The organism is Planococcus sp. TJ-301 (assembly GCF_058268475.1).
In genome coordinates, this window is record NZ_JBZDOH010000003.1 from 29333 (window position 1) to 52625 (window position 23293).

25 protein-coding genes are annotated in these 23293 nt (G+C 46.7%); 9 read left to right on the top strand and 16 right to left on the bottom strand.

What is annotated here, in order from left to right; translation table 11 throughout:
- The first annotated feature begins 130 nt into the window (after positions 1 to 130).
- From AC4EHJ_RS13010 to cls, 5 genes are all read left to right on the top strand, one after another.
- The gene (locus tag AC4EHJ_RS13010) at positions 131 to 982 is read left to right on the top strand and encodes an MBL fold metallo-hydrolase (protein WP_490976050.1); all 852 of its coding nucleotides are present in this window, start codon (positions 131 to 133) and stop codon (positions 980 to 982) included.
- Between the two features lie 174 nt (positions 983 to 1156).
- Complete coding sequence (locus tag AC4EHJ_RS13015; protein ID WP_490976051.1) at positions 1157 to 2419, top strand: glycosyltransferase; 1263 nt, start codon at positions 1157 to 1159, stop codon at positions 2417 to 2419.
- Positions 2364 to 3083 (top strand): HAD-IIB family hydrolase, encoded by a 720-nt coding sequence (locus AC4EHJ_RS13020; RefSeq protein WP_490976052.1) that lies wholly within the window; start codon positions 2364 to 2366, stop codon positions 3081 to 3083. Before AC4EHJ_RS13015 ends, AC4EHJ_RS13020 begins: the two co-directional genes overlap by 56 nt.
- Before the next feature lie 192 nt (positions 3084 to 3275).
- On the top strand, positions 3276 to 4106 hold the full coding sequence (locus AC4EHJ_RS13025) for a squalene/phytoene synthase family protein (protein WP_490976053.1): 831 nt from the start codon (positions 3276 to 3278) through the stop codon (positions 4104 to 4106).
- A gap of 190 nt (positions 4107 to 4296) precedes the next feature.
- Positions 4297 to 5751 (top strand): cardiolipin synthase, encoded by a 1455-nt coding sequence (gene cls / locus AC4EHJ_RS13030; RefSeq protein WP_490976054.1) that lies wholly within the window; start codon positions 4297 to 4299, stop codon positions 5749 to 5751.
- A gap of 51 nt (positions 5752 to 5802) precedes the next feature.
- Here the strand turns inward: cls and AC4EHJ_RS13035 are convergent, their stop codons facing one another.
- The gene (locus tag AC4EHJ_RS13035) at positions 5803 to 6777 is read right to left on the bottom strand and encodes a M15 family metallopeptidase (RefSeq protein WP_490976055.1); all 975 of its coding nucleotides are present in this window, start codon (positions 6775 to 6777) and stop codon (positions 5803 to 5805) included.
- Between the two features lie 121 nt (positions 6778 to 6898).
- Between AC4EHJ_RS13035 and AC4EHJ_RS13040 the strand changes: the two genes are divergently transcribed.
- Positions 6899 to 8050: a 3-phenylpropionate MFS transporter gene (locus AC4EHJ_RS13040; protein ID WP_490976056.1), complete on the top strand. Its 1152-nt coding sequence runs from the start codon at positions 6899 to 6901 to the stop codon at positions 8048 to 8050.
- Between the two features lie 244 nt (positions 8051 to 8294).
- On the opposite strand, the gene AC4EHJ_RS13045 is transcribed toward AC4EHJ_RS13040, so the two are convergent.
- The 4 genes from AC4EHJ_RS13045 to AC4EHJ_RS13060 all read right to left on the bottom strand — a co-directional run bounded on the left by AC4EHJ_RS13045 (position 8295) and on the right by AC4EHJ_RS13060 (position 11518).
- Positions 8295 to 8540: a hypothetical protein gene (locus AC4EHJ_RS13045; RefSeq protein ID WP_490976057.1), complete on the bottom strand. Its 246-nt coding sequence runs from the start codon at positions 8538 to 8540 to the stop codon at positions 8295 to 8297.
- Positions 8541 to 8590: 50 nt separating this feature from the next.
- On the bottom strand, positions 8591 to 9370 hold the full coding sequence (yidC, locus tag AC4EHJ_RS13050) for a membrane protein insertase YidC (RefSeq protein ID WP_490976058.1): 780 nt from the start codon (positions 9368 to 9370) through the stop codon (positions 8591 to 8593).
- A 172-nt stretch (positions 9371 to 9542) separates the two neighbouring features.
- On the bottom strand, positions 9543 to 10328 hold the full coding sequence (locus AC4EHJ_RS13055; protein ID WP_490976059.1) for a helix-turn-helix domain-containing protein: 786 nt from the start codon (positions 10326 to 10328) through the stop codon (positions 9543 to 9545).
- Between the two features lie 293 nt (positions 10329 to 10621).
- Positions 10622 to 11518, bottom strand: coding sequence for a diacylglycerol/lipid kinase family protein (locus AC4EHJ_RS13060; RefSeq protein WP_490976060.1), 897 nt, complete (start codon positions 11516 to 11518; stop codon positions 10622 to 10624).
- A 189-nt stretch (positions 11519 to 11707) separates the two neighbouring features.
- Here AC4EHJ_RS13060 and AC4EHJ_RS13065 point away from each other — a divergent pair, with 189 nt between their 5' ends.
- Complete coding sequence (locus tag AC4EHJ_RS13065) at positions 11708 to 12835, top strand: MFS transporter (RefSeq protein WP_490976061.1); 1128 nt, start codon at positions 11708 to 11710, stop codon at positions 12833 to 12835.
- Between the two features lie 62 nt (positions 12836 to 12897).
- On the opposite strand, the gene AC4EHJ_RS13070 is transcribed toward AC4EHJ_RS13065, so the two are convergent.
- Both AC4EHJ_RS13070 and AC4EHJ_RS13075 read right to left on the bottom strand, forming a co-directional pair.
- Positions 12898 to 13284, bottom strand: coding sequence for a YbyB family protein (locus AC4EHJ_RS13070; protein ID WP_490976062.1), 387 nt, complete (start codon positions 13282 to 13284; stop codon positions 12898 to 12900).
- A 92-nt stretch (positions 13285 to 13376) separates the two neighbouring features.
- Positions 13377 to 13823: a GNAT family N-acetyltransferase gene (locus AC4EHJ_RS13075; protein ID WP_490976063.1), complete on the bottom strand. Its 447-nt coding sequence runs from the start codon at positions 13821 to 13823 to the stop codon at positions 13377 to 13379.
- Positions 13824 to 13918: 95 nt separating this feature from the next.
- Here AC4EHJ_RS13075 and AC4EHJ_RS13080 point away from each other — a divergent pair, with 95 nt between their 5' ends.
- Complete coding sequence (locus AC4EHJ_RS13080; RefSeq protein WP_490976064.1) at positions 13919 to 14416, top strand: GNAT family N-acetyltransferase; 498 nt, start codon at positions 13919 to 13921, stop codon at positions 14414 to 14416.
- Positions 14417 to 14495: 79 nt separating this feature from the next.
- On the opposite strand, the gene AC4EHJ_RS13085 is transcribed toward AC4EHJ_RS13080, so the two are convergent.
- The 6 genes from AC4EHJ_RS13085 to mntR all read right to left on the bottom strand — a co-directional run bounded on the left by AC4EHJ_RS13085 (position 14496) and on the right by mntR (position 19211).
- Positions 14496 to 15203: a DUF4064 domain-containing protein gene (locus AC4EHJ_RS13085; protein ID WP_490976065.1), complete on the bottom strand. Its 708-nt coding sequence runs from the start codon at positions 15201 to 15203 to the stop codon at positions 14496 to 14498.
- 342 nt (positions 15204 to 15545) lie between these two features.
- Positions 15546 to 15827 carry a GNAT family N-acetyltransferase gene (locus AC4EHJ_RS13090; protein WP_490976066.1) on the bottom strand — a complete coding sequence of 94 codons (282 nt, stop codon included), beginning with the start codon at positions 15825 to 15827 and terminating at the stop codon, positions 15546 to 15548.
- Positions 15828 to 15848: 21 nt separating this feature from the next.
- On the bottom strand, positions 15849 to 16817 hold the full coding sequence (locus AC4EHJ_RS13095) for a ring-cleaving dioxygenase (protein ID WP_490976067.1): 969 nt from the start codon (positions 16815 to 16817) through the stop codon (positions 15849 to 15851).
- Between the two features lie 152 nt (positions 16818 to 16969).
- Positions 16970 to 17857: a DUF1002 domain-containing protein gene (locus AC4EHJ_RS13100; RefSeq protein WP_490976068.1), complete on the bottom strand. Its 888-nt coding sequence runs from the start codon at positions 17855 to 17857 to the stop codon at positions 16970 to 16972.
- A 52-nt stretch (positions 17858 to 17909) separates the two neighbouring features.
- Entirely contained in the window at positions 17910 to 18770 is an 861-nt protein-coding gene (locus tag AC4EHJ_RS13105) for a CvfB family protein (RefSeq protein WP_490976069.1), read from the bottom strand.
- A gap of 18 nt (positions 18771 to 18788) precedes the next feature.
- Positions 18789 to 19211, bottom strand: a complete 423-nt coding sequence (gene mntR / locus AC4EHJ_RS13110) for a transcriptional regulator MntR (protein ID WP_490976070.1) — start codon at positions 19209 to 19211, stop codon at positions 18789 to 18791.
- Positions 19212 to 19374: 163 nt separating this feature from the next.
- Between mntR and AC4EHJ_RS13115 the strand changes: the two genes are divergently transcribed.
- Positions 19375 to 19530 (top strand): lmo0937 family membrane protein, encoded by a 156-nt coding sequence (locus AC4EHJ_RS13115; protein ID WP_490976071.1) that lies wholly within the window; start codon positions 19375 to 19377, stop codon positions 19528 to 19530.
- 49 nt (positions 19531 to 19579) lie between these two features.
- Here AC4EHJ_RS13115 and AC4EHJ_RS13120 read toward each other — a convergent pair whose 3' ends face one another.
- Genes AC4EHJ_RS13120 through AC4EHJ_RS13130 form a run of 3 tightly spaced genes read right to left on the bottom strand, consistent with a single transcriptional unit; the run spans position 19580 to position 23133 of the window.
- The gene (locus AC4EHJ_RS13120; RefSeq protein WP_490976072.1) at positions 19580 to 20692 is read right to left on the bottom strand and encodes a GNAT family N-acetyltransferase; all 1113 of its coding nucleotides are present in this window, start codon (positions 20690 to 20692) and stop codon (positions 19580 to 19582) included.
- A gap of 22 nt (positions 20693 to 20714) precedes the next feature.
- Positions 20715 to 22784, bottom strand: coding sequence for a heavy metal translocating P-type ATPase (locus AC4EHJ_RS13125; protein ID WP_490976073.1), 2070 nt, complete (start codon positions 22782 to 22784; stop codon positions 20715 to 20717).
- A complete protein-coding gene (locus AC4EHJ_RS13130) occupies positions 22762 to 23133 on the bottom strand; it encodes an ArsR/SmtB family transcription factor (RefSeq protein WP_490976074.1) in 372 nt (123 codons plus the stop codon). Before AC4EHJ_RS13130 ends, AC4EHJ_RS13125 begins: the two co-directional genes overlap by 23 nt.
- Between the last annotated feature and the right edge of the window lie 160 nt (positions 23134 to 23293).

Here is a 23293-nt window from a genome sequence, read left to right on the forward strand (position 1 = left end):
CAGTTTACTGGAGAACCTCCTTATACTCAAACGGCCCACGTTGAATTTTCAGCGTTTCGGATTTGATTTCAAGGATTCAGGGTAAAACAAGCTATAGAAAACCTTGCAAAAATCGAAGGAGGAATAAACAATGGAAAGAAGTGCATCAACCGAGAAAATCTTGCCGGTGACTTCATTTAAAAGTGGATCCGGTGTTGAAATGACGCCTGACGTCTACTGTTACACGATTCAAGTCGCCAATGTATTCTTTATCGGCAATCCTGCTGTCAGCAACGAATGGGTGCTGGTGGATGCCGGCATGCCAGGCACAGCAAGGCGCCTGTTGAAAGAAGCCGAAAACCATTTTGGCCCCGACCATCAATTAAAAGCGATCATCTTGACTCACGGCCATTTCGACCACGTCGGCGGATTGATCGATATCCTGGAGAAATACAAAGTGCCCGTTTATGCGCATCCGCTTGAATTCTCCTATTTGAAAGGTGCTACGGATTATCCGGAGCCGGATACTACTGTAGAAGGCGGGCTGGTTGCGAAGATGTCCTGGGAATTCCCGAACAAAGCCATCGACATTTCAGCCCATCTGAAAGAGTTGCCTGCGGATGGCACAGTGCCGGAAATGCCGGGTTGGAAATGGCTTCATACGCCGGGGCATTCTGAAGGGCATGTATCGTTGTTCCGGGAAAATGGGCGCGTACTGATAGCGGGTGACGCGTTCACGACCGTCAAACAGGATTCCCTTTATAAAGTGATGACACAGAAAAAAGAAGTTCACGGCCCACCTGTCTATTTGACGACTGATTGGCGCGCTGCTTGGGAATCAGTAACGAAGCTCGCCGACTTGCGCCCGCATATTGCTGGTACTGGCCATGGCAAGCCTATGCAAGGTTCCTTGCTCGCGAGGGGCCTTGTAGACCTCGCAAACAATTTTCAAGAACAAGCGGTTCCCAAATATGGCAAATACGTAAATCGCACAAAAGAATAAAATACTGCCGGGAACTCCTTCTTCTCAAGGATTTTTCGGCTTTTTCTTAAAAAACAAACATTTCCGAAAATTTTTCTTAAAATTATGTTTAGCGTCGCGAAGTAAAGGGAATAATAATAACCCAGTCTCCGTTTTTACGCGAAACTGAGTTTTTTTGGAATGGAGATGAATTCTATGAGTAGAAAGGCGCTATTTATTTCCGACCATGGCGATCCACTTGCCAAACTTGGCGGCAAACAAGCTGGCGGCCAAAACAATTACGTTAAACAATTGGCATTGGCACTTGAAGAGAAAGGCTGGCAAGTAGATGTTGTGACCCATTGGTGTGACGCAGCAGCCCCTCAAATTGAAAAATTCGGCACTGCATGCCGGGTAATCCGTGTAGAAGCTGGTCATAAAGGCTTTGTTTCAAAAGATGAAATGTATACCATGCTCCCTGACTTCTATAAAGATATGAAAAATATATTGGCTCTTGAAAGCTATGACATGATCCACACCCATTACTGGCTGTCTGGATTGATCGGCAAAAAGTTAAAAGAAGAATTCAATCTTCCTTTTGTCCATACATCCCATTCTCTAGGCTGGGCGAAAGCCAAAGCGACAGGCATTAAAGATGTTCGCCGCATAAAAGCTGAACGGGCTATCTTAAAAGCCGCAGACCAGGTTATTGCTACTACGAATAACGAAAAACAGCTTATCCAGGATAAAATCGTCTCCCATTCTCCCATCAAAGTTATCCCCATCGGGGTTGACCAAGCATTCAAAGTGCGTGGAATCCGTACACATCTTAGAAAAAGCGCCGGTTATGAGACGCCCCTCTTTGTCTTTGCCGGACGCTTGGAAGAAACAAAAGGCATTTTCACGCTATTGAAGGCCTTCCAGCTGCTTGTGAAAAAAACCGCACCGGAGTCCACTCCGCGCCTGCTTATTGCCGGCGGTGAGGAAGACGCCATCGATCCAGCAACTAATTTGCCGTTGGACGATGACTTGCGCAATTCGTTGGCTGGGATTGAAGAATACGTCGAGTTCCTTGGGCCTCAGTCACAAGACGAACTGGCAATGCTGTTCAATATTGCAACAGCTACCATCGTACCGAGTTATTATGAATCATTCGGTATGGTCGCTGCGGAAGCGCAGGCATGTGGCAGCCCGGTCATCGCCTCAGATGTAGGCGGGTTGAAAAACGTCGTGCAGGATGGCGTCACTGGACTGCTCGTTGAGACCAAAAACGAAATCGACTTGGCCATCGCTATGGAAGTCCTGTCCGTCAATATTCTTTTGACAGAACGATTGAGCCGCCAAGCAGTGCGCATCGCAAAAAAAGATTTCGATTGGGATTCCATTTCCGATCGCGTCAATTCAATGTATGAGGTGATCATCAGTGCACGCAACAAAGCATATATTAGCGACAGACCTGGACGGGACATTAGTTGGTGATCCCCAGGGGCTTCAGCAGCTGCTGGATTTCTATCAGCAGCAAACGTACGATGTAACATTGATCTATATTACGGGGCGCTATTACGATTCCGCATTGTCACTGATCCGGCAGGAAAATTTACCGATTCCCGACCTCTTGGTAACCGACGTCGGAACCAGCATCTTTAGCGGGAATAGCTTTACAAAAGATCTCGAATGGGCTGGGCTGATGCACGATAATTGGATGCCTGAAAAAATCGAAGAAATCGCCGATTCGATACAAGGCCTGACAAAACAACCGCTGCCGCTCGAAAACCGACGCTCGTATTTTGTCGAGGACCCTCAGCCGGTCGAAGAATTAAAAAGCAAGTTGCAAAGCTTCAGCGTTCCGCATAAGCTTATTTTCAGCGGCGGCCGCGATGTCGATGTATTGCCTCCTAAGAGCGGCAAGGGGCAAGCACTCCAATTCATTTTAAAGAAATACCGCATTGAAGACGCTAAGCTTTTGGTAGCCGGCGATTCAGGCAATGATCTGGAGATGCTGACACTCGGCTTCCCTTCTGTCATTGTCGGCAACGCACAGCCGGAACTTCTTGAAAGTCCGGAACATCCCCAGATTTTCCGCGCCACCCGGCATTGTGCGGGCGGCATCCATGAAGCTTGGATGCATTTTCATGGCGAATAACCTTCCTTGGCCGGAACTGGCTTCGGAAGGTTATTTTTATCCACGCATATTGCGCCTGTCCGAGTATTTATTTGTTTTTTTATATAATTCGTTTATATTTAGTAGAAAGGCAGTTTCGTGTTTTACCGGTTAATCTTTCGGAATCCCTTACATATCACGCCTTGATTCTGCCACGAACAGGAGGAAATTGAGATGAGTAAAACCGCGAATTTGCAAAAAGAGTCCATGGTCATGCTGAAAGAAACAAGCCGGACTTTTTTCATCCCAATCAATTTTTTAGAACCCACTTTAAAAAAAGCCGTCGCTTCGGCGTATTTGTGTATGCGGGCGATCGATGAAATTGAAGACCATCCCGAACTCGAGGATGGAGCGAAGCAAAAATTGCTGCTTGAAATTAGTACGATGCTCAAAACCACATTCGACCGGGATGCCTACCAAGCTTTAATCTCCCCTTACCTTCACCTTTTGCCGCCAGTTTCCCAGAGGCTCGCTGACTGGATCAGTGTCTGTCCGCCGGAAATCGTCGAAAAAGTTAAGGATTCCACAGCGGTGATGTCTGCAGGTATGGCAAAATGGGTTGAAAAGAAATGGGTCATCGAAACAAAAGAGGATTTGGACGATTACACGTATTATGTAGCCGGCCTCGTCGGAACGATGCTGTCCGATCTATGGAAATGGTATGATAATACCGATACTGACCCGGAACTCGCCATCGGATTCGGACGCGGCTTGCAGGCTGTCAATATGCTCCGCAATTTTGATGAAGATTTGGAGCGCGGCGTATCGTTCGTCCCTAAAGGCTGGACGCGCGATGATATGTACCATTATGCTTACGAGAACTTGGCGCAGGCGGACCTTTACGTCAAACCGATTAAAAACAAGCGTATTCTGATGTTCTGCAAGGTTCCGCTGGCATTGGCGCATAGTACATTAAAGGCATTGAAGTCCGGCAAAGAAAAGATGTCGCGGCAGGAAGTCGAAAACATTGTCGATCAGCTAAAACAAGAAGAGCAAATAAACTAACATCACAAACGCATTCAATCTTTTTTGAATGCGTTTTTTATATGTAGATTCCTGCAACAAAAATAGCTGCGTTTATTTTTTAAAAAATAGGAAAAACAACTTACATAAGATGCATAAATTTTTTATCAATTCATACGAATAGTCTATACTGAGTTATATAGAAGCTATTTACACTTATCGGAGGGAAATCATGACTGCATCCATCATCGGTATATTAACCGCAGCAATTTTCATCATCAACGTCTTCCTGGCTGCCGCCCTCGTTTTTCTTGAACGGCGCGACGCCACATCGACGTGGGCCTGGATTCTAGTCTTGTTTTTCATTCCCATTTTCGGGTTTTTCATCTACCTGCTGCTTGGCAGAAAACTGCGCAAGAAAACTCTTTTCAAATGGGAAGGCCGTTCGCGTGTCGGAATCGAGTCCTTGATCAGCCACCAAATGGATGCACTTCACAATGGGAAATTCGTATTCAAAGATCCCGCCGTCCGCAATTACAAGGACATGGTCTATTTGCATTTGCGTAATAACGGTGCCGTTTTGACCCAAGACAATGACGTGCGCATTTTTAACGATGGCCGGGTAAAATTCGATTGTTTAATGCAGGATATCGAGAGCGCCAAAGACCATATCCACATCCAGTATTACATTTTCCGTTTAGATGAATTGGGGACGCGCGTCGTGGACGCCTTGACCGCTAAAGCGAACGAAGGCGTCAAAGTCCGGCTGCTTTACGACGATATGGGTTCACGCAATCTCAGCAAACGCCATTTCAAGGAATTCGTTAAAGCGGGAGGCGAAGTCGAGACGTTCTTCCCCTCTAAATGGCCGATCATCAACCCTCGGTTGAATTACCGCAATCACCGGAAAATCGTTGTAATCGACGGCCGCGTCGGCTATATCGGCGGCTTTAACGTCGGCGACGAGTACCTTGGGCTGCATAGACGATTCGGCTACTGGCGCGATACCCACTTGCGCATCGAGGGAAGCGCGCTGCATCCGTTGCAGACACGGTTCATCCTGGATTGGAACCAGGCATCGTCAAGGCATGACATCGAGTATGATGAGATCTACTTCCCCGCCATTCCAGCCAAAGGTACGACAACGATGCAGATTGTCTCGAGTGGACCGGATGAAGAATGGGAACAAATCAAGGACGGATACTTGAAGCTCATCAATATGGCGAAAAAATGCATCTATATCCAAACGCCTTATTTCATACCGGATCCAAGCTTTTACGACGCTATTCGGATTGCAACATTGTCAGGAATCGATGTGCGTATCATGATCCCCAACAAACCCGACCATCCGTTTGTCTATTGGGCGACCTATTCATACGCAGGTCAAATGCTGAAAGCAGGGGCACGCGTCTACGTCTACAATAACGGCTTCCTCCACACGAAAATGATTGTCATCGACGATTCTGCTGCGACTGTCGGGACAGCGAATATAGATGTAAGGAGTTTCAAGCTCAACTTTGAAGTCAACGCCTTTATCTACAACGAGAGGGTGGCGCGCCAGCTTACAGCGCTCTTCCACCAGGACGCGGAGCTCTCCAATGAACTAACTTATGACCAGTACTTGGAGCGGACACGCATGATTAAAACCAAGGAATCGATTGCACGCTTGCTGGCACCGATTTTATGAAAACAAAAAAGACGCTTTCGGATTCTCTCCGAAAGCGTCTTTTTCTATTGTTTACTGCACACCTAAATATTGTTCCAATGTAATGCCTTTGGCAAAAATTTCTTTGGCCGCTGCATTGCCCACAAAACGGAAATGCCACGACTCGTGCATATAGCCAGTAATTTTTTCCGAGCCTTCCGGATAGCGGAGAATGAAACCATATTTATGGGCGTTGGCTTTCAGCCATTTGCCCCCTTTTGTCGCGCCGAATGATGCAGAAGCCCAATGCTGCTCCTGACCGGCTTCACCGATATCGAAGGCAAGGCCGGTCTGGTGCTCTGAAAATCCAGGGCGTGCGCTGTAGCGGTCTGCCGCTTTCGCTCCATCTTTTGCAGCGTATCCTTCATAAAGCTGTTTCTGGCGCGCGAATTCACGGTAAGTGCTGAATGCATTTAAACTGATGCCTGCGGCCTGCGCATCTTTTTTCATTGTTTCAAAAGCGGCGCGGGCTTCCTTGCTTTCACCGGGCGCGTAACTCTGCGGCAGCGGATGCTGTTTGTTGGCCAGTAAAATATTATTGATGTAAGTCGGTTTTGCCGGGAGTTTGATGCCATCCTGGTAAGTCGTAGCATCAGCAGGCTGTTGTTCTGCCGGTTCCTCCTTCGGTTCCTCTGCGGCGGGCGGTTCTTCCGCTTTAGGCTCTTCAGGCGCAGGTTTTTCTACTGCAGGTTCCTTCGGCTTAGGCTCTTCAGCCGGTGGTTCTTCGGCCGGTGGTTCTTCTACAACCGGAGGCTCTTGCTCTTTAGGTTTTTCAGCAACTGGCTCTTCCGGTTTTTCAACAACGGGTTCTTGCGCGCCCGCCTCTTCTTCAGGAGCTTCCGTTTCTTCGGCTTGCTGCCCTTTCAGCGCTGCAAAGCTCCGTTCGGCGTCCCATCCATTGGCGTACAGCCAAGATCCGGCAATCAGCAACAATGCGAGCAAGCTGCCTACGCCCCATTTTATATAAGTATTCTTTTTATCTTGGCTATGTGAATAACGGGATTTCATCGGATTCCCTCTTTCTTTCAACTTCTTTATTATTTTACCATCCTTGCTGCTGAAATTCTCCTCAAACAAGTGAACATTCGTTATACTTTATCATAGACTTCCAATAGATACGAGGTAAAATATGAACAATCAAAAATGGCTTTCTTTAAACTTCTTCGCCTTCTTCTTCACATGGGGCGTATTCCTTCCCTATTGGACAGGGTGGCTGACAAATGAAAAAGACATGAGCGTCTCGGCAGCCAGTATCATCATGGGCGCCGGCATGATTGCCCGGTCTTTATCAACGCTCTTATTCTTTCCGATTATGACGCGGCTGTTGTCGCTCGGCCGCCTTATGCAAGTTCTGGCAATCGCTTCAGCAATCCTTATGGCATTGTACATACCGGCAAATTCATATACCGCGTTGTTCATCATCACGATCGCCTTCAGCTTCGTTTACCCGAACCTGCTTCCGGCAATGGAAAGCGGCGCGACTGTCCTGATGCAGACTGACCGCATCCATTACGGCAAAAGCCGTTCTTTTGGTTCGCTCGGCTACACGATCGCATTGCTCATTGTCGGCGCTTTGACAGCCGTGTGGCAGGAAAGCGCTATTCTCTGGGTTATGCTGTTCGGCCTCGCCTTCATGGCCATTACGCAATCCGCCGCTTCACCGATTCCTCTGCAGATCAAGCCAGAGCCTAAGCATGCGGCAAGCAAGGGCGCCGTTAAGCAATTGCTCCAATCCAAAGCGTTCTTGACGATACTTGGCATTTCAACTTTGCTGCAGGGCGCACATGCAGCCTATTATAATTACGGCTTCATCTATTTGCAGGATCTCGGCGTCAACCCATTTTACATCGGCATCGTGTTGAACGTCGCCATCATTTTTGAAATCATCTTTTTCAATAAAGCCGATACGCTATTCCGCAATTGGAGCGTTTCTTCCATGTTCCTTTTGGCTGCCATTGGATCAACAGTGCGCTGGATTTTAATCTTTCTGTTTCCGTCAGTCTGGGTTTTTGTGGTTTCCCAAGTTTTTCACGCCATGTCATTCGGCGTAGCGCATTTCGCTTTTATCCGCTTTATCTTCAAAAATCTGCAGCCCGTCCATATCCCAACGGCGCAAGGCATGTATGCCGCAGTCGCGATGAGCTTGAGCGTAGCGCTGTTGACCATCATCGGCGGCTTCCTATACGAAATTTCCCCTGGCTTAGCGTTCCTTGGCATGGTAGGTTTTTCAGCTCCCGCCATCGTTGTCGTACTGCTAACAAAAAAGAAATTCCATTATTAATAGCCACTACCCCCATACCCTTAAAGGCTTTTACGAATAAATGTGCACAAACCTCTTGAAGGAGCTGGGTATTTTGAAACGAATTTCCGAAAAAGACATCTTGAATCTCATGCACCAATTGGATGTTTTGCTTGAAGAACGCAAAAAAGAAAGATACACCCATAAAAATAACGCTGCCGTCTGAACTCTTGCAGCCGCATTTTAAAAACAGCACAGCCAAATGGCTGTGCTGTTTTTATGCAAACTATAAAATAATAGTCGCGAGAACGACGAAAAACAAGACTACGAATATAGCGGACATGCCGAGCATCCATTTCGCTTCCCGGTCCATCCCTTTTGCTTTCATCTGCCGATAGCGGATGCCATTCGTCAATACGAACATCACCGTCATGAACAACACAGCGAAATCCAAATCTCCCATTACGATAAAAACGAGCGCGGCAATACTCAATGCCGCAATCAATAGCCCCTGCAAAATCTTGCTATTCAATAGGTTCAACTCCAAAAAAGAAAGCCGGCAAAATTTGCCGGCTCTTCCTATTATTTTTTCTCTTCAACAGACTCCAACGCGATTTCTGGATGATCTGAATAGAACTTCCGTCCGATGAACGTCTGGAGAATCAACAGAACACCACCGACTGCCCAGTAAACTGGCAATGCGGCCATCGATGTGAAGGAAACGAACATGATCATAATCGGCGAGAGATAGATGAAAAACTTCATCTGCTTCTGTTGCTGTTCCGGCATTGTCCACATGGAAACTTTTGCCTGGAAGAAATAAACCGCTCCGGCTATAAGCGTCATTGCGATATCCGGGCTTCCCAAGTTAAACCAAAGGAATTCATGTGATTTCACATCCGGCGAGTATAGGATTGCAAAGTAAAGGCCCATGACGATCGGCATCTGGATGACGACTGGCAAACAGCCCATATTTAACGGATTGACGTCATGCTTTTTATAAAGCCCCATCATTTCCTGCTGAATCTTCATCTGCTCTTCTTTATCTTTCGTTGCTTTCAACCGCTTTTGGATATCTTCCATTTCCGGGCGCAGCTTATCCATTTTCACCTTCATGCCTTGTTGGCGCTTGTATGTGCGCAGCATAAACGGCATCAAGACCAAACGGATGATGACCGTGATGGCGACAATCGCCAAACCATAGCTGCCATTGAACAGATTCCCTAAGTAATCCAAGGAAAAATCAAACGGTGCTACGAAAAGCTTATAGAAAAATCCTTCTTTGTTCTCGACTGCGGAACAGCCACTTAATAGTAGTACTGATATCGCCAATAACGACAGCAATGTAATTTTCTTTTTCAATTTAGTCACCTTCACCTTTTTCAACTATAAAGAAGTATACCTATATGCCGGAAAAAATTCAATCGATGGCTCAAAAAGCAGCCACTTTCTTGCGGCCTGTGACAATATTAAGGCTGCGCAACCCGGCACATCAACGGTTGGAGGCAAGAAAAAAAAGGAGAATTGATTCTCCTTATTTCGCGTTTGGCAAGTTATAGCGGAAGTATGGAATATGCTGGCTGTCACGGAACTGCTTAGGTGTGACGGTCGTATATTTCTTAAAGATCCGAGTAAAATAGCTTTGATTGCAGAAATGGAATTGCTTGGAAATATCAGAAATGCCTTTGTCTGAATGGCGCAGGTAATACTGGGATTCTTCTACGCGGCGGACATTCAAGTACTCGACAAGCGTAATGCCCGCATGTTCGCGGAAGATGCGTGACAGATGGCTTGTTGAAATATTGAAATGCTTGGCAATGTCTTCGACCGACAAATCGCGTTCAACTTCATCATTGATGAACATCACGACTTTGTTGACCGTTTGATGGCCGAAAGAAGGCTGTTTGCGTTCTGAAATAACCGATGTAAAAAATTCGATCAGTTCATCCGCTACATACAGGAATTCCGAATCGTTCATATGCTTTTCGACCAACTCTACACATGCCACGTTAAAAGCAAACGCTTTTTTTGGAGGCACCCGCATTTCATAGAGTTTGCGAGCCATTACAGACGAAAGTACTATGTAATAGTTTCGCACTTGGCGAATCGTTTCTTTACCTGAACGTAAAGCAATCAAATCAATAAGCGATCTCAAGGTTTCTTTTGCACGCTCTTTTTCAAGATGGTGAATTTCATAAATTAATTGTGTCTCTATTTCAAAAAACTTATCCATACCTTCATACTGACCAATAGTCTCACTTTCACTCATGAAAATCTTGGAAATAGTTTCTTGAATTGTTGGCATAGCAATCATGTTCATTTTTTCCCCGTCTTTCTTTGTACAAGTTTTTGCAGTCGTTATTCCTACTATATACTGAAATAGTCAATAAGAACATAGCTCAGTGCATAACTTTTTATTTTTTTATGTAATTGTCATAATAATATCTTACCTTTTTACCCCTAATAAAGGAAATAAATTACCTTTAGATATACTTTTAATATTATTATAATTCAAAAAAAGCTCTAATTAATACTTTTATTTCAAATAATTGTAACATGAACTTAAAAGACCAACCCTTTATTACAAAGGGCTGGCCTTTTCATGATATAGTTTTATTTGTCTTTATCAGGTGGCACTAAAGCACGGATATGGCGTGGCAGCACTTCGATGACAAAAGGCGTAGCGCAACCTTCATCCCCATCAATATTACAATATAATGGTTCATTCGTCCTGATTGAAACTTTCGTTGTCTTAATAACTTCCACTGCTGGATCATTGTCCAGTTTTCCAACCAGCATATTGCCCGCAATACGGATGAATGCGGGCAATGCTGCGTTTTTGATGATATAGAGATGCAGCAAGCCATCGTCGGTTAAAGCTTCTGGCGCCAATTTCTCAAATCCGCCTACGGAGTTCGTTAAAGCGACTAGCACGAGCTTCGCCTCTCCTTCGAATTTCCCATCATCGTACTCAATAGTGAAATATTGTTCCGTATCTTGAGTGATGGCTTTAAGGCCTTCGATGAAATAAGCAAAAGCACCGAGCTTCGTTTTTTGTTCCGGAGAAACTTCGTAAGTCGATTCAGCAACCTGTCCAAGCGCCAAGATGTTCATGAAGAAATGGTCGCCGACTTTTGCAATGTCGACCCATTTTTCAGAACCGGTCTTCAATGCTTCGATCGCTTCCGACGGATCCAATGAGATATGGAGCGCACGCGCAAAATCATTTACTGTTCCCAGGGGAATCAGTGAGAACAATGGATGATGCTCCTGCTCAGCTAAGCCAGAAACCGCTTCGTTGATCGTGCCGTCGCCTCCCATTGCTACGACGAAATCATATTCTTTTTCGCAGGCCTCTGCAGCGAAATCTGTTGCATCTCTCGCCTTTTCAGTTTCTCTGGTGTCCACGCTGTATCCCATCTCTTCGAGCGTCCGTTCCACTTGTTCCGCGTAATCTTTCGCCTTCTCTTTGCCTGAAGAAGGATTTAATATAAACATCGCTTTTTTCATATACTAACCTCCGGTGCTATAATGTGAATATATCTTTCTTTACCCTAGTCATAAGCATTGTTAATCCCTATCCTTTTTTATTTTTTCCGCGGCTGCGTTTGCCGCTCTGCAAAAAATGCCTTTCCTAACCTGAAAAAAATCAACAATGTCATTCTGCAGCCTTTGATTTTGTGAAAGCGAGTGAAACCGGTGCGATTCTTTATTTATATCATCATCTTCTTTGCCTTTTTTGATCTTTTCGCACAGTTGCCTATCATGAGCCCGCTGGCCGTTTCTCTCGGAGCTTCACCTTTCCTGGCTGGCCTTGCCGTTGGAATGTATTCGCTTTCGAACATCATCGGCAATATTGCGTCAGGTATTTTCTCAGACCGAAAAGGGCCTTTCGCCATTCTCGTCGCGGGTTTGACCACAACCGGCGCCGTGCTTTTTTCCTATAGTCTCGCTGACGGACCTTATAGCCTGCTTGCGGTCCGTTTTATGCACGGCCTTGCCGCGGGGCTGACTGTCCCCGCGGCCTTCACTTACTTGGCGAACAAGACCGTACACAGCAAGCGCGGCAAAGGCTCGGCTGTGTCAGGTGCTTTTGTCGGCCTTGCTGCTATCATCGGACCTGCGTACGGTGCGATTCTGACAAGCCGCACGAGCGTTGCGGAAACGATGGCAACGACCGGTGTGTTGCTGCTGGCGCTGGCGATCTGCGCGTTCTTTGTGCTAAACCGCAAAATCGTCCGGAAAGAGGCTGTTGCTGAACAGCCTCTCCCTTTTTCACGCATTATCCAAAACCGCGGCTTGCTGCAATCTTTTGCGGGTGCCTTTTTTCTGATGTTCTCTCAAGGTGTGCTCGCTTATATGCTGCCGTTGAAGATAGAAGGGCTTGGCCATCCACCTGAACTGAGCGGCTTGCTGCTCAGCGTTTTCGGCTTGGCGGCGATCCTCGTTTTTCTGTTGCCTGTAAACCGGATCTTCGATAAAGCGAAGCCTCTCTATACGCTGATTGCGGGCTTCAGTTTCATGGGACTCTCGTTGTTCCTGCTCAGTGCGGCTGAAACTGCGCCTTTGCTCTACGCCATTATGTGTGCGTACGGAATCGGCTTTGCACTATTGTTTCCATCTATCAATTCGCTGCTTATCGATTCCACCGAGCTGTCGTCACGCGGCAAAGCCTATGGCCTGTTTTATGCATTCTTTTCACTTGGTGTGGTCGGAGGTTCCAGTTTTACAGGGATGCTTGAACTGAATGCGGACGAAGGCTTTATGCTTAGCGGCACTGTACTGATAGGCGCCGCATTGGCAAACGCTTTGTTGAGCAAAAGGTGAACAATGCAATACCCGGAATTTTATGGCACAAAAAAAGGATGGTCCGAAAACCATCCTTCCTTTTACAAATTGTCTGTATTTAACCTGTTTTCAGGCGCTATTGTTTCTGTATTCTCTGATTTCTCTTCGCTGAAATCATTTGATGACAACTTAAAGTCCTCGTCTTTTACGTCTTGCTTCTTGTCGTTATAATACTGCGCGCCGCTCAATCCGCCTTCACTGACCATCTTGTTTTCACGCTGCTCAGTTGAATCTTTTTTGGCTTCTGTTTGTTTTCCGTCGCCGTTTTCCAAGTTTTGAGATTCCATATACGAATTCACCTTCGTCTTTGCGTTATTAAAAGCCTCTGTGGCTTTTTGCCGATTTTCTGGTTTCTTGAAATATGCATAAGCGCCAGCAGCCAATCCTGCCCACAATATGCCTCTTCCGCCGCCTCTTTTGTTCACCATGTGCCTCACTCCTTTTTATTTAACTGTTATTTAATTTGTATACCCTTTTTCCAGAAAAATAGTCTTCCGCTAACCAGTGATGGCGTTACATTTTATTTTTTGGTCAATTTCATGTCTATATGAGGAATGCCGTCTTCATCGTATTCCTCTGAAATCGGCACAAAACCGAATGATTCATAGAAGCCTTTCAAGTAAACCTGCCCTTGAAGCTGAATCTCATTGGCTTTCCATTCCATTAAAATATAATCGATCGATTTTTCCAGCAATTGTTTCGCGAGTCCCCTGCTTCTGGCATCAGGATGGACAATTACTCGCCCAATTGATGGCAAGTCATATTTTACGCCTCCTGGCACAAGCCTGGCGTATGCTAAAGTACGGCCATTTTCCGCATATGCCATATGGATCGATTCTTGATCGAGGTTATCCAACTCAGGGTATGGACAATCTTGTTCAACAATGAACACATCGACCCGCAACTTTAGAAATTCATAGAGTTTCCTTGCTGTTAGTTCATCAAAATGATAAGTATTCCAGTCCAAAACTCCTCGCCTCCCTTTCCTTCTATTATTCCACAATGGTGGCTATTCAGCGCTAATTTTGATATGATTACGAAAAGAATTTTTGAGGTGATCACATGATTCGTACAGGCACGATTGAAGATATTGCTTCTGTCCAGGAAATTGCTTATGTCAGCTGGAACGACACATACGAAGGCATCATTCCCTCCCCAGTCCAAAAAAGTTTTTTAGATAAATCCTATTCTACTCCGATGATGGAGATGCGATTGAAAAAGACGATTGTCCTTGTAGCGATACACGAAGACGAGGCAATCGGCTTTGCCAACTTTACAAAACTCGATCAGGACGGCGATGCGGAATTGATTGCCCTTTACTTAAAACCCGAATACCAACGGAACGGCTTCGGCAAGAAATTGCTCGACAGCGGGCTGTCACGTTTGTTCGACGGTTCTGAACTCTCTGTTTATGTAGGAAGTGAGAACGAAAAAGCCAGAAACTTTTATGCAGCCAATGGATTTGAGTTCGTGGAAGAATTTGAAGAATTGTTCGAAGGCCATCCGCTCAAGACCGCGAAATACGTTTACGATTTAAAAGTGAAGACGCCCGCCCTTTAATAGCCGGGAAATAGCAAAAGGTGCAACGGAAAATTCCGTTGCACCTTTTTTGCGTTTGCGGCTGATTTACAAGCAATTGTTATAGCGGGCGATACGGTGTATCGTCGTTACTGTCTTTGCTCAGGCGCTCATCCGCGCGGCGTTTTAAATCTTCGCGCTCAACAAAATCGTCTCCGGTTGTTCCCGGTTGTGGCTGACGTGATTTTTCTTCCATGACGCGCTGCTGTTCGTCTTCACGCAGCCTTTCTTCACGAATGCGCTGCTCGTCGTGGCGGAGCGAATCCTGGTCACGCAAGCGATCGTTTTCACGATACTGACTGCTGTTATCCTGTAGATCTTTTCCGTTGCCATTGCGTGCTTTGCGTACAAAACACATGATGGCAGCGATGTAGAACAAGATTGATGTCAGCGACATAATCCCTGCAAACAATCCAGCAACGATAAAGAATACTCCTGCCATATTCGGATTGGCATTCTTGCCGAGCTTGCCGATTGCCAGGAATGCGAAAAGCGTACTGATTGCCAGAAGCCCGACAAGCACCCACATGACTACGTCAAAGCTTGCCAATAAGCCATCTATAAGTCCCTGGACATCTCCCCCATCTGTCAGGGTCGGATCTGACATGATCTGTTCTTCAAGGAATTGGCGGAATTCCGGGTCGTTCTCGACATTCCCCAGACTGAAAATCGAGAAAATGATAAGTGCAATTGCTAAAAGGTTAAACACAATGCCGATAACGCCAAGTACTTTTTCACCAGCTCGGCTGACGTCTTGCTTTCCATTCATATAATCCACCTCTTTCATAAATTTCCCCTTATATAGATAGAAAAGGAGTTTAACAGTTCCCTTAACTAGTTCCCTTAATAAAATTAATAAAACCTGTTTAAAAACTTCGAGTCCGGGTAATTTATTAATATCAAACAATTGAAAGGTGATGAATAAAATGGAAAAAAAGTTAATTTTTAATCAAGCAGATTTTATGTACGGCATAGGTGGCGCTTCAATCTTAACAGCTATCGTCTTTTTGATGACAGGACTATAATTCGGAGGTTGAAGATGATAAATTACATATTGAAAACATAGAAAAGCAATCCACTAAATTACATTAGAGGATTGCTTTTTGCGTGCTTACATTTTCACATCATCGTATTCTGGGTAACGGTCGAAAGCAACGGCTGCATAAGAACAGACCGGCTCGATCTTATAGCCTTTCTCGCGCGCATATTGGGCAGCGCGGTCCAGCAATTTCTTAGCCAAGCCGTGATGGCGCAGCGTTTCCTCAACGAATGTGTATTCAACGACCATGACATCCGACATTTCCGTCCATGTAATTTCGCCGACGTTTCTGCCTTCATCCTCCAGGTGGAATGCAAATTCTTCCTGGCCCAATTCCTTCAATTTAAAATCCACTGTATCGTCCCCTTCCTGCATTTATCCATTTATTGCTAGCGGTCGCAATGAAGCCTCGATCTGTTCCCGCTTCGGCTCAAGGAATGGCGGCAACGCCAATTTCTCGCCCAGTGTTTCCAGCGGTTCGTCCGTTGCGAAGCCCGGTTCGTCTGTCGACAATTCGAAAAGGATGCCATTCGGTTCGCGGAAATAAAGCGCTTTGAAATAATAGCGGTCCACTTCCCCTGACGTCATGAAGCCTTTCGACAACAGATAGGCATTCCATTTGCTATAATCTTCGTATGTTTTGACGCGGAACGCAACGTGGTGGACACTGCCTCTCCCTGGGCGTTCAGGCGGCAGGTCTGTACGTTCTTCTAAATGTATTTCGCCAGCGGGTCCGCCTTTTCCTGTTGAAAAAACCAAAATATCTTGCATGCCTTCCACTTTCGGTGGATAAGAGCCTATTTGCTCAAAACTTAAAATCTCTGTCAGCACTTCTGCTGTTTTTCCGCTTTTGCGGACTGTCAATGTCACCGGCCCTAAGCCGACAATGGCAAATTCCTTAGGGATTCCCGCTTTGGTCCAGGGAATGCCGTAGGCGATGCCGGTTCCATCGTCCACGGTGAGCATGAGGCGCGACCCTTCGAAGTCTTGGAACACCAAGGTACCGCGACCGAAGGTTTCGCTTATTTCCGCATGGGGAACGCCGAATTCATCGAAACGTTTTGCCCAATAGCGAAGTGCTTCACTGCTTTTTACACGCAGTGATGTGTTGCTGATACTGGAAACCCCAGGATACGTTCTGCCAGCCATCGGAATATCGAAATAGGTCATATCCGTGCCCGGTGTCCCGACCGCGTCCGCATAGAATAGATGATAGGAAGATGTCGAATCCTGGTTGACGCTTTTTTTAACAAGCCGCATACCTAAGATCCGTGTAAAGAAATCATGATTTTGGTCTGCATTTGCAGTAATTGCAGAAACGTGATGAATGCCTTCCAATTTCATCGTCAACACTCCTTTTATCTTGAATTCGAGATATTGATTTTATGATAGCAGATTCTTTTTATGCTGGCAAGAAAGCCATCTTGGTCGGAATAGAAAAAAACAGCCCCGGAATTCTGTTGTACAGAGTTCCGGGGCTGCCTCTATTTTCACCATCAGCTTACTAATCCGCGGATGCCGTCAATCAATTTATTGAAGAAATCTTTTACACTTTGCCAAAAGCCGTCGTCATTGACGACAGTGCCAATTTTGTCTTCGATCGTTTTGCTCAAATCTTCAAGCTGTGTAGACCATTGCGAGAAATCAATATCAAGCTTGCGGATGCGGTCCATCAGATCCACCAGCAATTGGCGGTCTTCCGGGCTTAATTCAATCTGCAGTTTTGACAATTGCTCTTCTACAATCGCTTCCACTTCCTCGCGTGTAGCGGGGTTTTGCTCAGCGATCTGCTTTTTGATTTCTGTCAGCAATTCGCTGACTTGTTCATCGCCGACACCTTTATCTGCAAGTTCCGTGGCAACTTCGAGTTCATCATTGGCGACATCGGTCCGTTCCGGATCCAATTGTTCGCCGTTCACTTCATACGCTTTGTAAATTCCGACAAGCGCAGAATGGCCAGTTACCGCTTTCGGTGCAGCCACTTCCACTGTCGCATCTTCAATTCCCGCTGTCAGCATAGCGTTGGCGTACATTTCAGATGTAACCTGTGTAATGTTATCCGGCGTCACGATCTGGATGACCAGGCCTTCGCCAGCTTCCTTGCGAGTGATTTTAGCGGACGAGTACATGCGTGCTCGCGGGTCGCCGTCTTTGATGAAAGTGATCAGGTCTTCTCCTGTCACTTCAATTTCTTCCACTTCAGCTTCTTCCGCAACGCTCAGGCTACCCGCAACGCTTTCTTTTTCAGCATCGGAGAGATTGCCGCCGTAAACGACGATCGGAACCCCGAATTTTTCATTTATACCTACGTTTGCTGAGCCAACTTGCGGCGCCAGCAAGGAGATTGCCAGTATGATGGTGATGATTGATATCATTTTTTTCATTTTGATTGCCCCTTCCTCCAAATTAATACGCTTTTAATTTGAAAAAGTTGCATCAGCGCGTTAATTTCGTCCAGCCTTCTTCTTGGATGATTCTGCGTTCTTTGTACAATCGGCCCATGGCACGCTTAAATGCGGCCTTGCTCAAGCCGAACATTTCAAAGATTTCGTCTGGTGAAGATTTGTCTGTGAACGGCATTTTGCCGCCGGATTCCTCTAAATAGCGCAAAATCATTTCAGCATCGTCCGACAGGCGCTCCTGCTTGCGGGGAAGCAGCGAGCCGTTAAGCGTACGATCTTCTTTGACGCCAATAATGCGCACTGTCTTTTCTTCCCCAAGGCGCGGTTCTTCTTCGCGCTCTGTTTCATGGACGAAAACGCGGTACATTTCCGGCACTGTGAGCATGAAAGAGCCGACCGGCAACAAACGGTAAGCACGCGCCTGCAAGTCTTTATTGAATACTTCTTCAGGAGCCGGCGCACTGAGCTCCAGCACCGTCTCTTCTGTCGCCAATCGGCCGTACAAGTCGCCATAGCGGTCTGTACGCAGCGTCATGAACAAATGGTCGCCTTGTTTCGGCCATAATTCCTGCACTTGCGGAAGGTCCGCAGGCAGCACGTAGACTTCGCGCGTCGTGCCGATATCCACTACTGCGCCTTCGCGCGGAGATACTTTCAGCACTTTCGCCCAGCCGTAGACGCTTGGCAGAATATGCGGAATCATCGGTGTCGCCGCGATGCCGCCTTGGCGGTTGCGATACAGAAATACTTCGATTTCTTCCCCGACTTCCTGCCCTTCTTCGATTTCTGAGGCGTTCATGAAGACTTCATCGCCAGAACCATCTGATAAAATCCATAGGGAACTTGATCGGTCTTTAATTTTTAAATTCGCTTTCAATCCTGGATGCAAACTCATAATGCAGCCTCCTTCTAATTAACTTTCTTTTTGGTCGTTCTTCAGCTTTTCCAATTCAGCGATCAATTTCGGATGGTCCTCGAGCGTTTGGACCAAATCCGCGATCCGGTCAATTGAATTCCAGCTTAAATGGTGCTCGATGCCTTCAACATCCCCGTAAATGCGTTCTTCTTCCACGCCGATCAGCCGCAGGAACTGCTCCAGCAAATCGTGGCGCTTCAATAAACGCTTGCCGAGTTTCTGTCCTTTTGGCGTCAACACCAGGCCCCGGTAGCGTTCATAAATCAAATAGCCGTCTTTATCGAGTTTTTGTACCATTTTGGTGACGGAAGATGGCAGTACTGACAGGGCTTCCGCAATATCTGATACTCGCGCATACCCTTTTTGTTCAATTAATGCATATATTATTTCAATATGGTCTTCCATACTTGGAGTAGGCAAAGTCAGTTCCTCCCTCACATAACTTCCTTCAGTTTACTATACCGCCACCGCTGAAACAACTGAGCTTCCACCAAGTCTGCGCTGTTCTAATATTCTGGATGTTTATCCTTAGAAAGTCTGGGGTAAATATTACTATCTCAAGAGAAAGGTTAGGTGAAGAAACATGGCGCGTATACTTTGGATTGTTTTAGCAGTTATTATTGTTATTTGGTTAGTAGGATTTTTAATGGACGTTGCTGGTGGTTTAATCCACATTCTTCTAATTATTGCGGCTATCATTTTAGTCATCAACTTAGTTTCAGGAAGAAAAGGCTTATAACAGCTCTACAACATAAAAAAAGGCCGGGACATTTGTCTCCGGCCTTTTTTTATTGCTTAATTTTCGAATAAACACATGTATCGCGCAAGCGGTTTTTGGATATTGCGTCGTTGCGTAAAATGCCTTCGAGCTCAAAGTTGAGGCGAACCGCTACAGCGCGGCTCCGGACATTTTCCGGATCGCAGCGGATTTCTACGCGGTTCGCTTCGAGTTCTTCAAAAGCGAATCGGGTGATGCGTTCCACTGCTTCCGTCACATAGCCTTTGCCTTCAAAACGGTGGTCAACCCAATAGCCGATTTCGAACTTCCTGACTTCCCAGTTGATGCGGTGAAGCCCGGTCGAACCAATGAATTCCCCGGTCTCTTTTGAAAAAAAGTGCAGACGCAGATCTTTGCGCAGCTGGAAGTTGGCGGCAGCTTCGATGAGCACCGCTTCTGTCCGTGCAAGTTCCGGCGGATCTTCTGCGAAAGGCAGCCACGGGCTGAGCGATTCCAACGAATGCAGCACGGCATCGTAGCATTGCTCGGCATCTTCTCTTTTCGGCGCACGAATCAGCAGCCTTTCGGATTCAAATTCATCCGGAAAGTCGAGCAGAATCGGATTAAATTGCGGCTTTTTGGCACCGACGAGGGCATCATCCCAATGGACAGGCGTCGTAATGCCGGCTTGCCAATCCTCGCGCGTCAATCCGTATGTCACCGCATCGTAATAGCGATTTTCCTTCGGCGAAAACCAAGCTTGGCGGATATGCGCTTCTTTTGCAAAGCCCGTGCGTTCAAATGCTTTTCGCATCGCAAAATTGTCATGCCGCGTATTGCCTTCGAGGCGGATTTTCTTCTCAGGAAGCGAAAATACGAAATCAGCGACCAACTTCAATGCCTTTGGCCCGTAGCCTTTGCCCCGGTAAGGTTCGGCAATCCGCAAATCGAATAGTGGAATATCATCCTGCAAATCAAAAATTTTCACAAGCCCTACCTGCTGGCCTTCATCATTTTCAATCCAGAAGGTGCGGACTTGATCTGATTTATAGCCGCCTCCTTCGATTGTCTTCTCGATCAATGCCCGGACCGGATGTTCTTGCCCGTGGAACGGCCAGGAATTAGTAGTCATGAATTCAATGAGCTGCTCCTGCTCTTCTATCGTCCATTCAGTCAACTTCAATGCGATATCCCCCAACATGCTTTTACTTCTGTATCTTCACGAGGCGCAGGGCATTCAAGATGACCAGCAGCGTCGCGCCCATATCGGCGAAAATAGCAATCCATAAGGTCAGCCATCCCGGAATGATCAGAAGCAAAGCGATAATTTTCAAACCCAATGCGAAAATGATGTTTTCCTTTATTATACGCAAAGTTTTTCGGCTGAGTCGAATCGTATATGGAAGTTTTTCAAGATCATCCGCCATCAAAGCGATATCGGCGGTTTCCAATGCCGCATCCGTGCCTGCTCCGCCCATGGCGATACCGACGGATGAAGCCGCTAAAGCCGGGGCATCATTGATGCCGTCGCCGACCATCGCTACGCGGCCGTATTTATCCTGCAGCTCTTTGACAGCCGCTAGTTTTTCTTCAGGCATCAAGCCTGCTCGAACATCCGTGACGCCGATTTGGCCGGCGATCGCTTGCGCAGTTACCGGGTGATCTCCTGTCAGCATGATGGTTTCTTCAATGCCCATATCCTTTAAGGCCTGAATGATTGCCGGGCTTTCGGGACGGATTGCGTCAGCCACCGCCACCGAACCGATCAATTCCATATCCGAAAAGACGGCTACCACTGATTTTCCGCTTTCCTGAAGTTTTTCGTACGCCTGCGGGACAGCGAAACCAAATTCCGCCGCCCAGCCGAGGCTGCCGACATAGACAGGCACCCCGTTGACCGAAGCTGTTACGCCTTTGCCAGTCACTGATTTAAAAGCCGTGATGCTGTAGACCTCCGGAACACGCCCGGTAATGGCGCGAGCCAGTGGATGTTGGGACATCGCTTCGACGGAAGCTGCAATTTTCAATACTTCTTCTTTGCCGTAGCCTTCCTGCGCATAGACATCCGTCACTTCGGGATAGCCTTTTGTCAAAGTACCTGTTTTATCGAACGCCACTGCTTTGATGCGGCCCGTTTCCTCTAAGTGGATGCCGCCTTTGATTAAGACGCCCTGCCGCGCTGCGTTGCCAATTGCCGTGACAATCGCCACTGGGGTCGAAACGACAAGTGCACACGGACAGCCGACGACAAGCACCGCAAGCCCCTGATAAATCCACAGCTGCCATTCGCCCGTTACGAATCCGGGAACAAGCGCCACTAAAAAGGCGATGGCAATGATTGCCGGTGTGTAGTATTTGGCGAATTGGTCGACGAATTTTTGAGACGGCGCTTTTTCGGCTTGCGCTTCTTCGACAAGATGGATGATTTTCGCGATTGTTGTATCTTCCACGCGTTTTGTCACCGTGATTTCCAATGCACCTTCTTCGTTCATCGTTCCCGCAAAGACCTCATCTCCCACCTCTTTGGAAGCAGGTATTGATTCGCCGGTGATGGCTGCCTGATTGACTGAACTTTCCCCGCGCAGGACATTGCCGTCCATGGCGATTTTTTGGCCTGGTTTGACAATCATGACGTCGCCGATTCGGATATCTTCTGTATCCATTTCGATAAGCTCACCGCCGCGCTGAATCAAGGCACGTGCTGGTGCAAGATCCATCAATCCCCTGATCGATTGGCGGGCTTTGTTCATCGAGAATGTCTCCAGCACCTCACTGATGGCGAATAAGAACACAACGACTGCACCTTCACGCCATTCGCCGATGATTGCGGCACCGATGATTGCGATCGTCATCAGCGTCTTCATATCGAATTGCAATTTCACCAGATTGCGCAGACCCGTCCCGAACATATGGTATCCCCCGACCAGCATCGATCCTGCAAACAATGCGATGGCTGCCGGATCTGTTTCAAAAGTACGGAGCGAAATAGCAATCCCGGCAATTAAAAGAAGGAGTGAAATGGCCGTTTCAATGGTCTGGCGCCGTTTGTAAAATGGCACATGGACAACTTTCTCCCGCTCTGGAAAAACGCGGATATGGTCGAATGCGCCTGCCTTTTCAAGTTCCTCAATCGAGACGTTGCCGTCGACCGTGAGTTTTGATGCGCCAAAATTTAATATGACATCCTTCGTTTGGGGCAAGCTGCGGATGTTCTTTTCAAACTTCGCTGCACAGCTGGTGCAAGAAAGGTTTTCAAGACGGTATGTCTTTTGCATTGTGCACACCTTCTTTCGCATGTTCATGGGCGATTGTGACGAGCTGATGGACATGGCTGTCTGACAATGAATAATACACTTGTTTGCCTTTTTTCTGGGATTTCGCTAATCCACGTTCACGCAAATAGCGCAAATGATGCGACGCAGTGGCCGTCGAGGAACCAATAACCGCAGCGATATCGCAGACGCACATTTCTTCTTCTATAGTTAATGCATAAGCTATATTCAAACGGGTTTCGTCTGCCAGCGCTTTAAAGAGATTGGCGACTTCCGATAAATCCGCCATATGATTTTGGACGTTTTCCACTACTTCAGGATGGACTTTCGTGACTTCGCATATCTCTCTCACAGCAATTCCTTCTTTCATTCAAATGTATATTTGATTGTTACTGCCAGTATAATTCTTCAGCTGGCATTAGTCAAACCACGGTTTGAATGAAGATTTCGGGCTGTGGCACGCGCCATTTACTTTAGCAAACAGCCCTCCAGAAAAGGATTATGCTGATTTT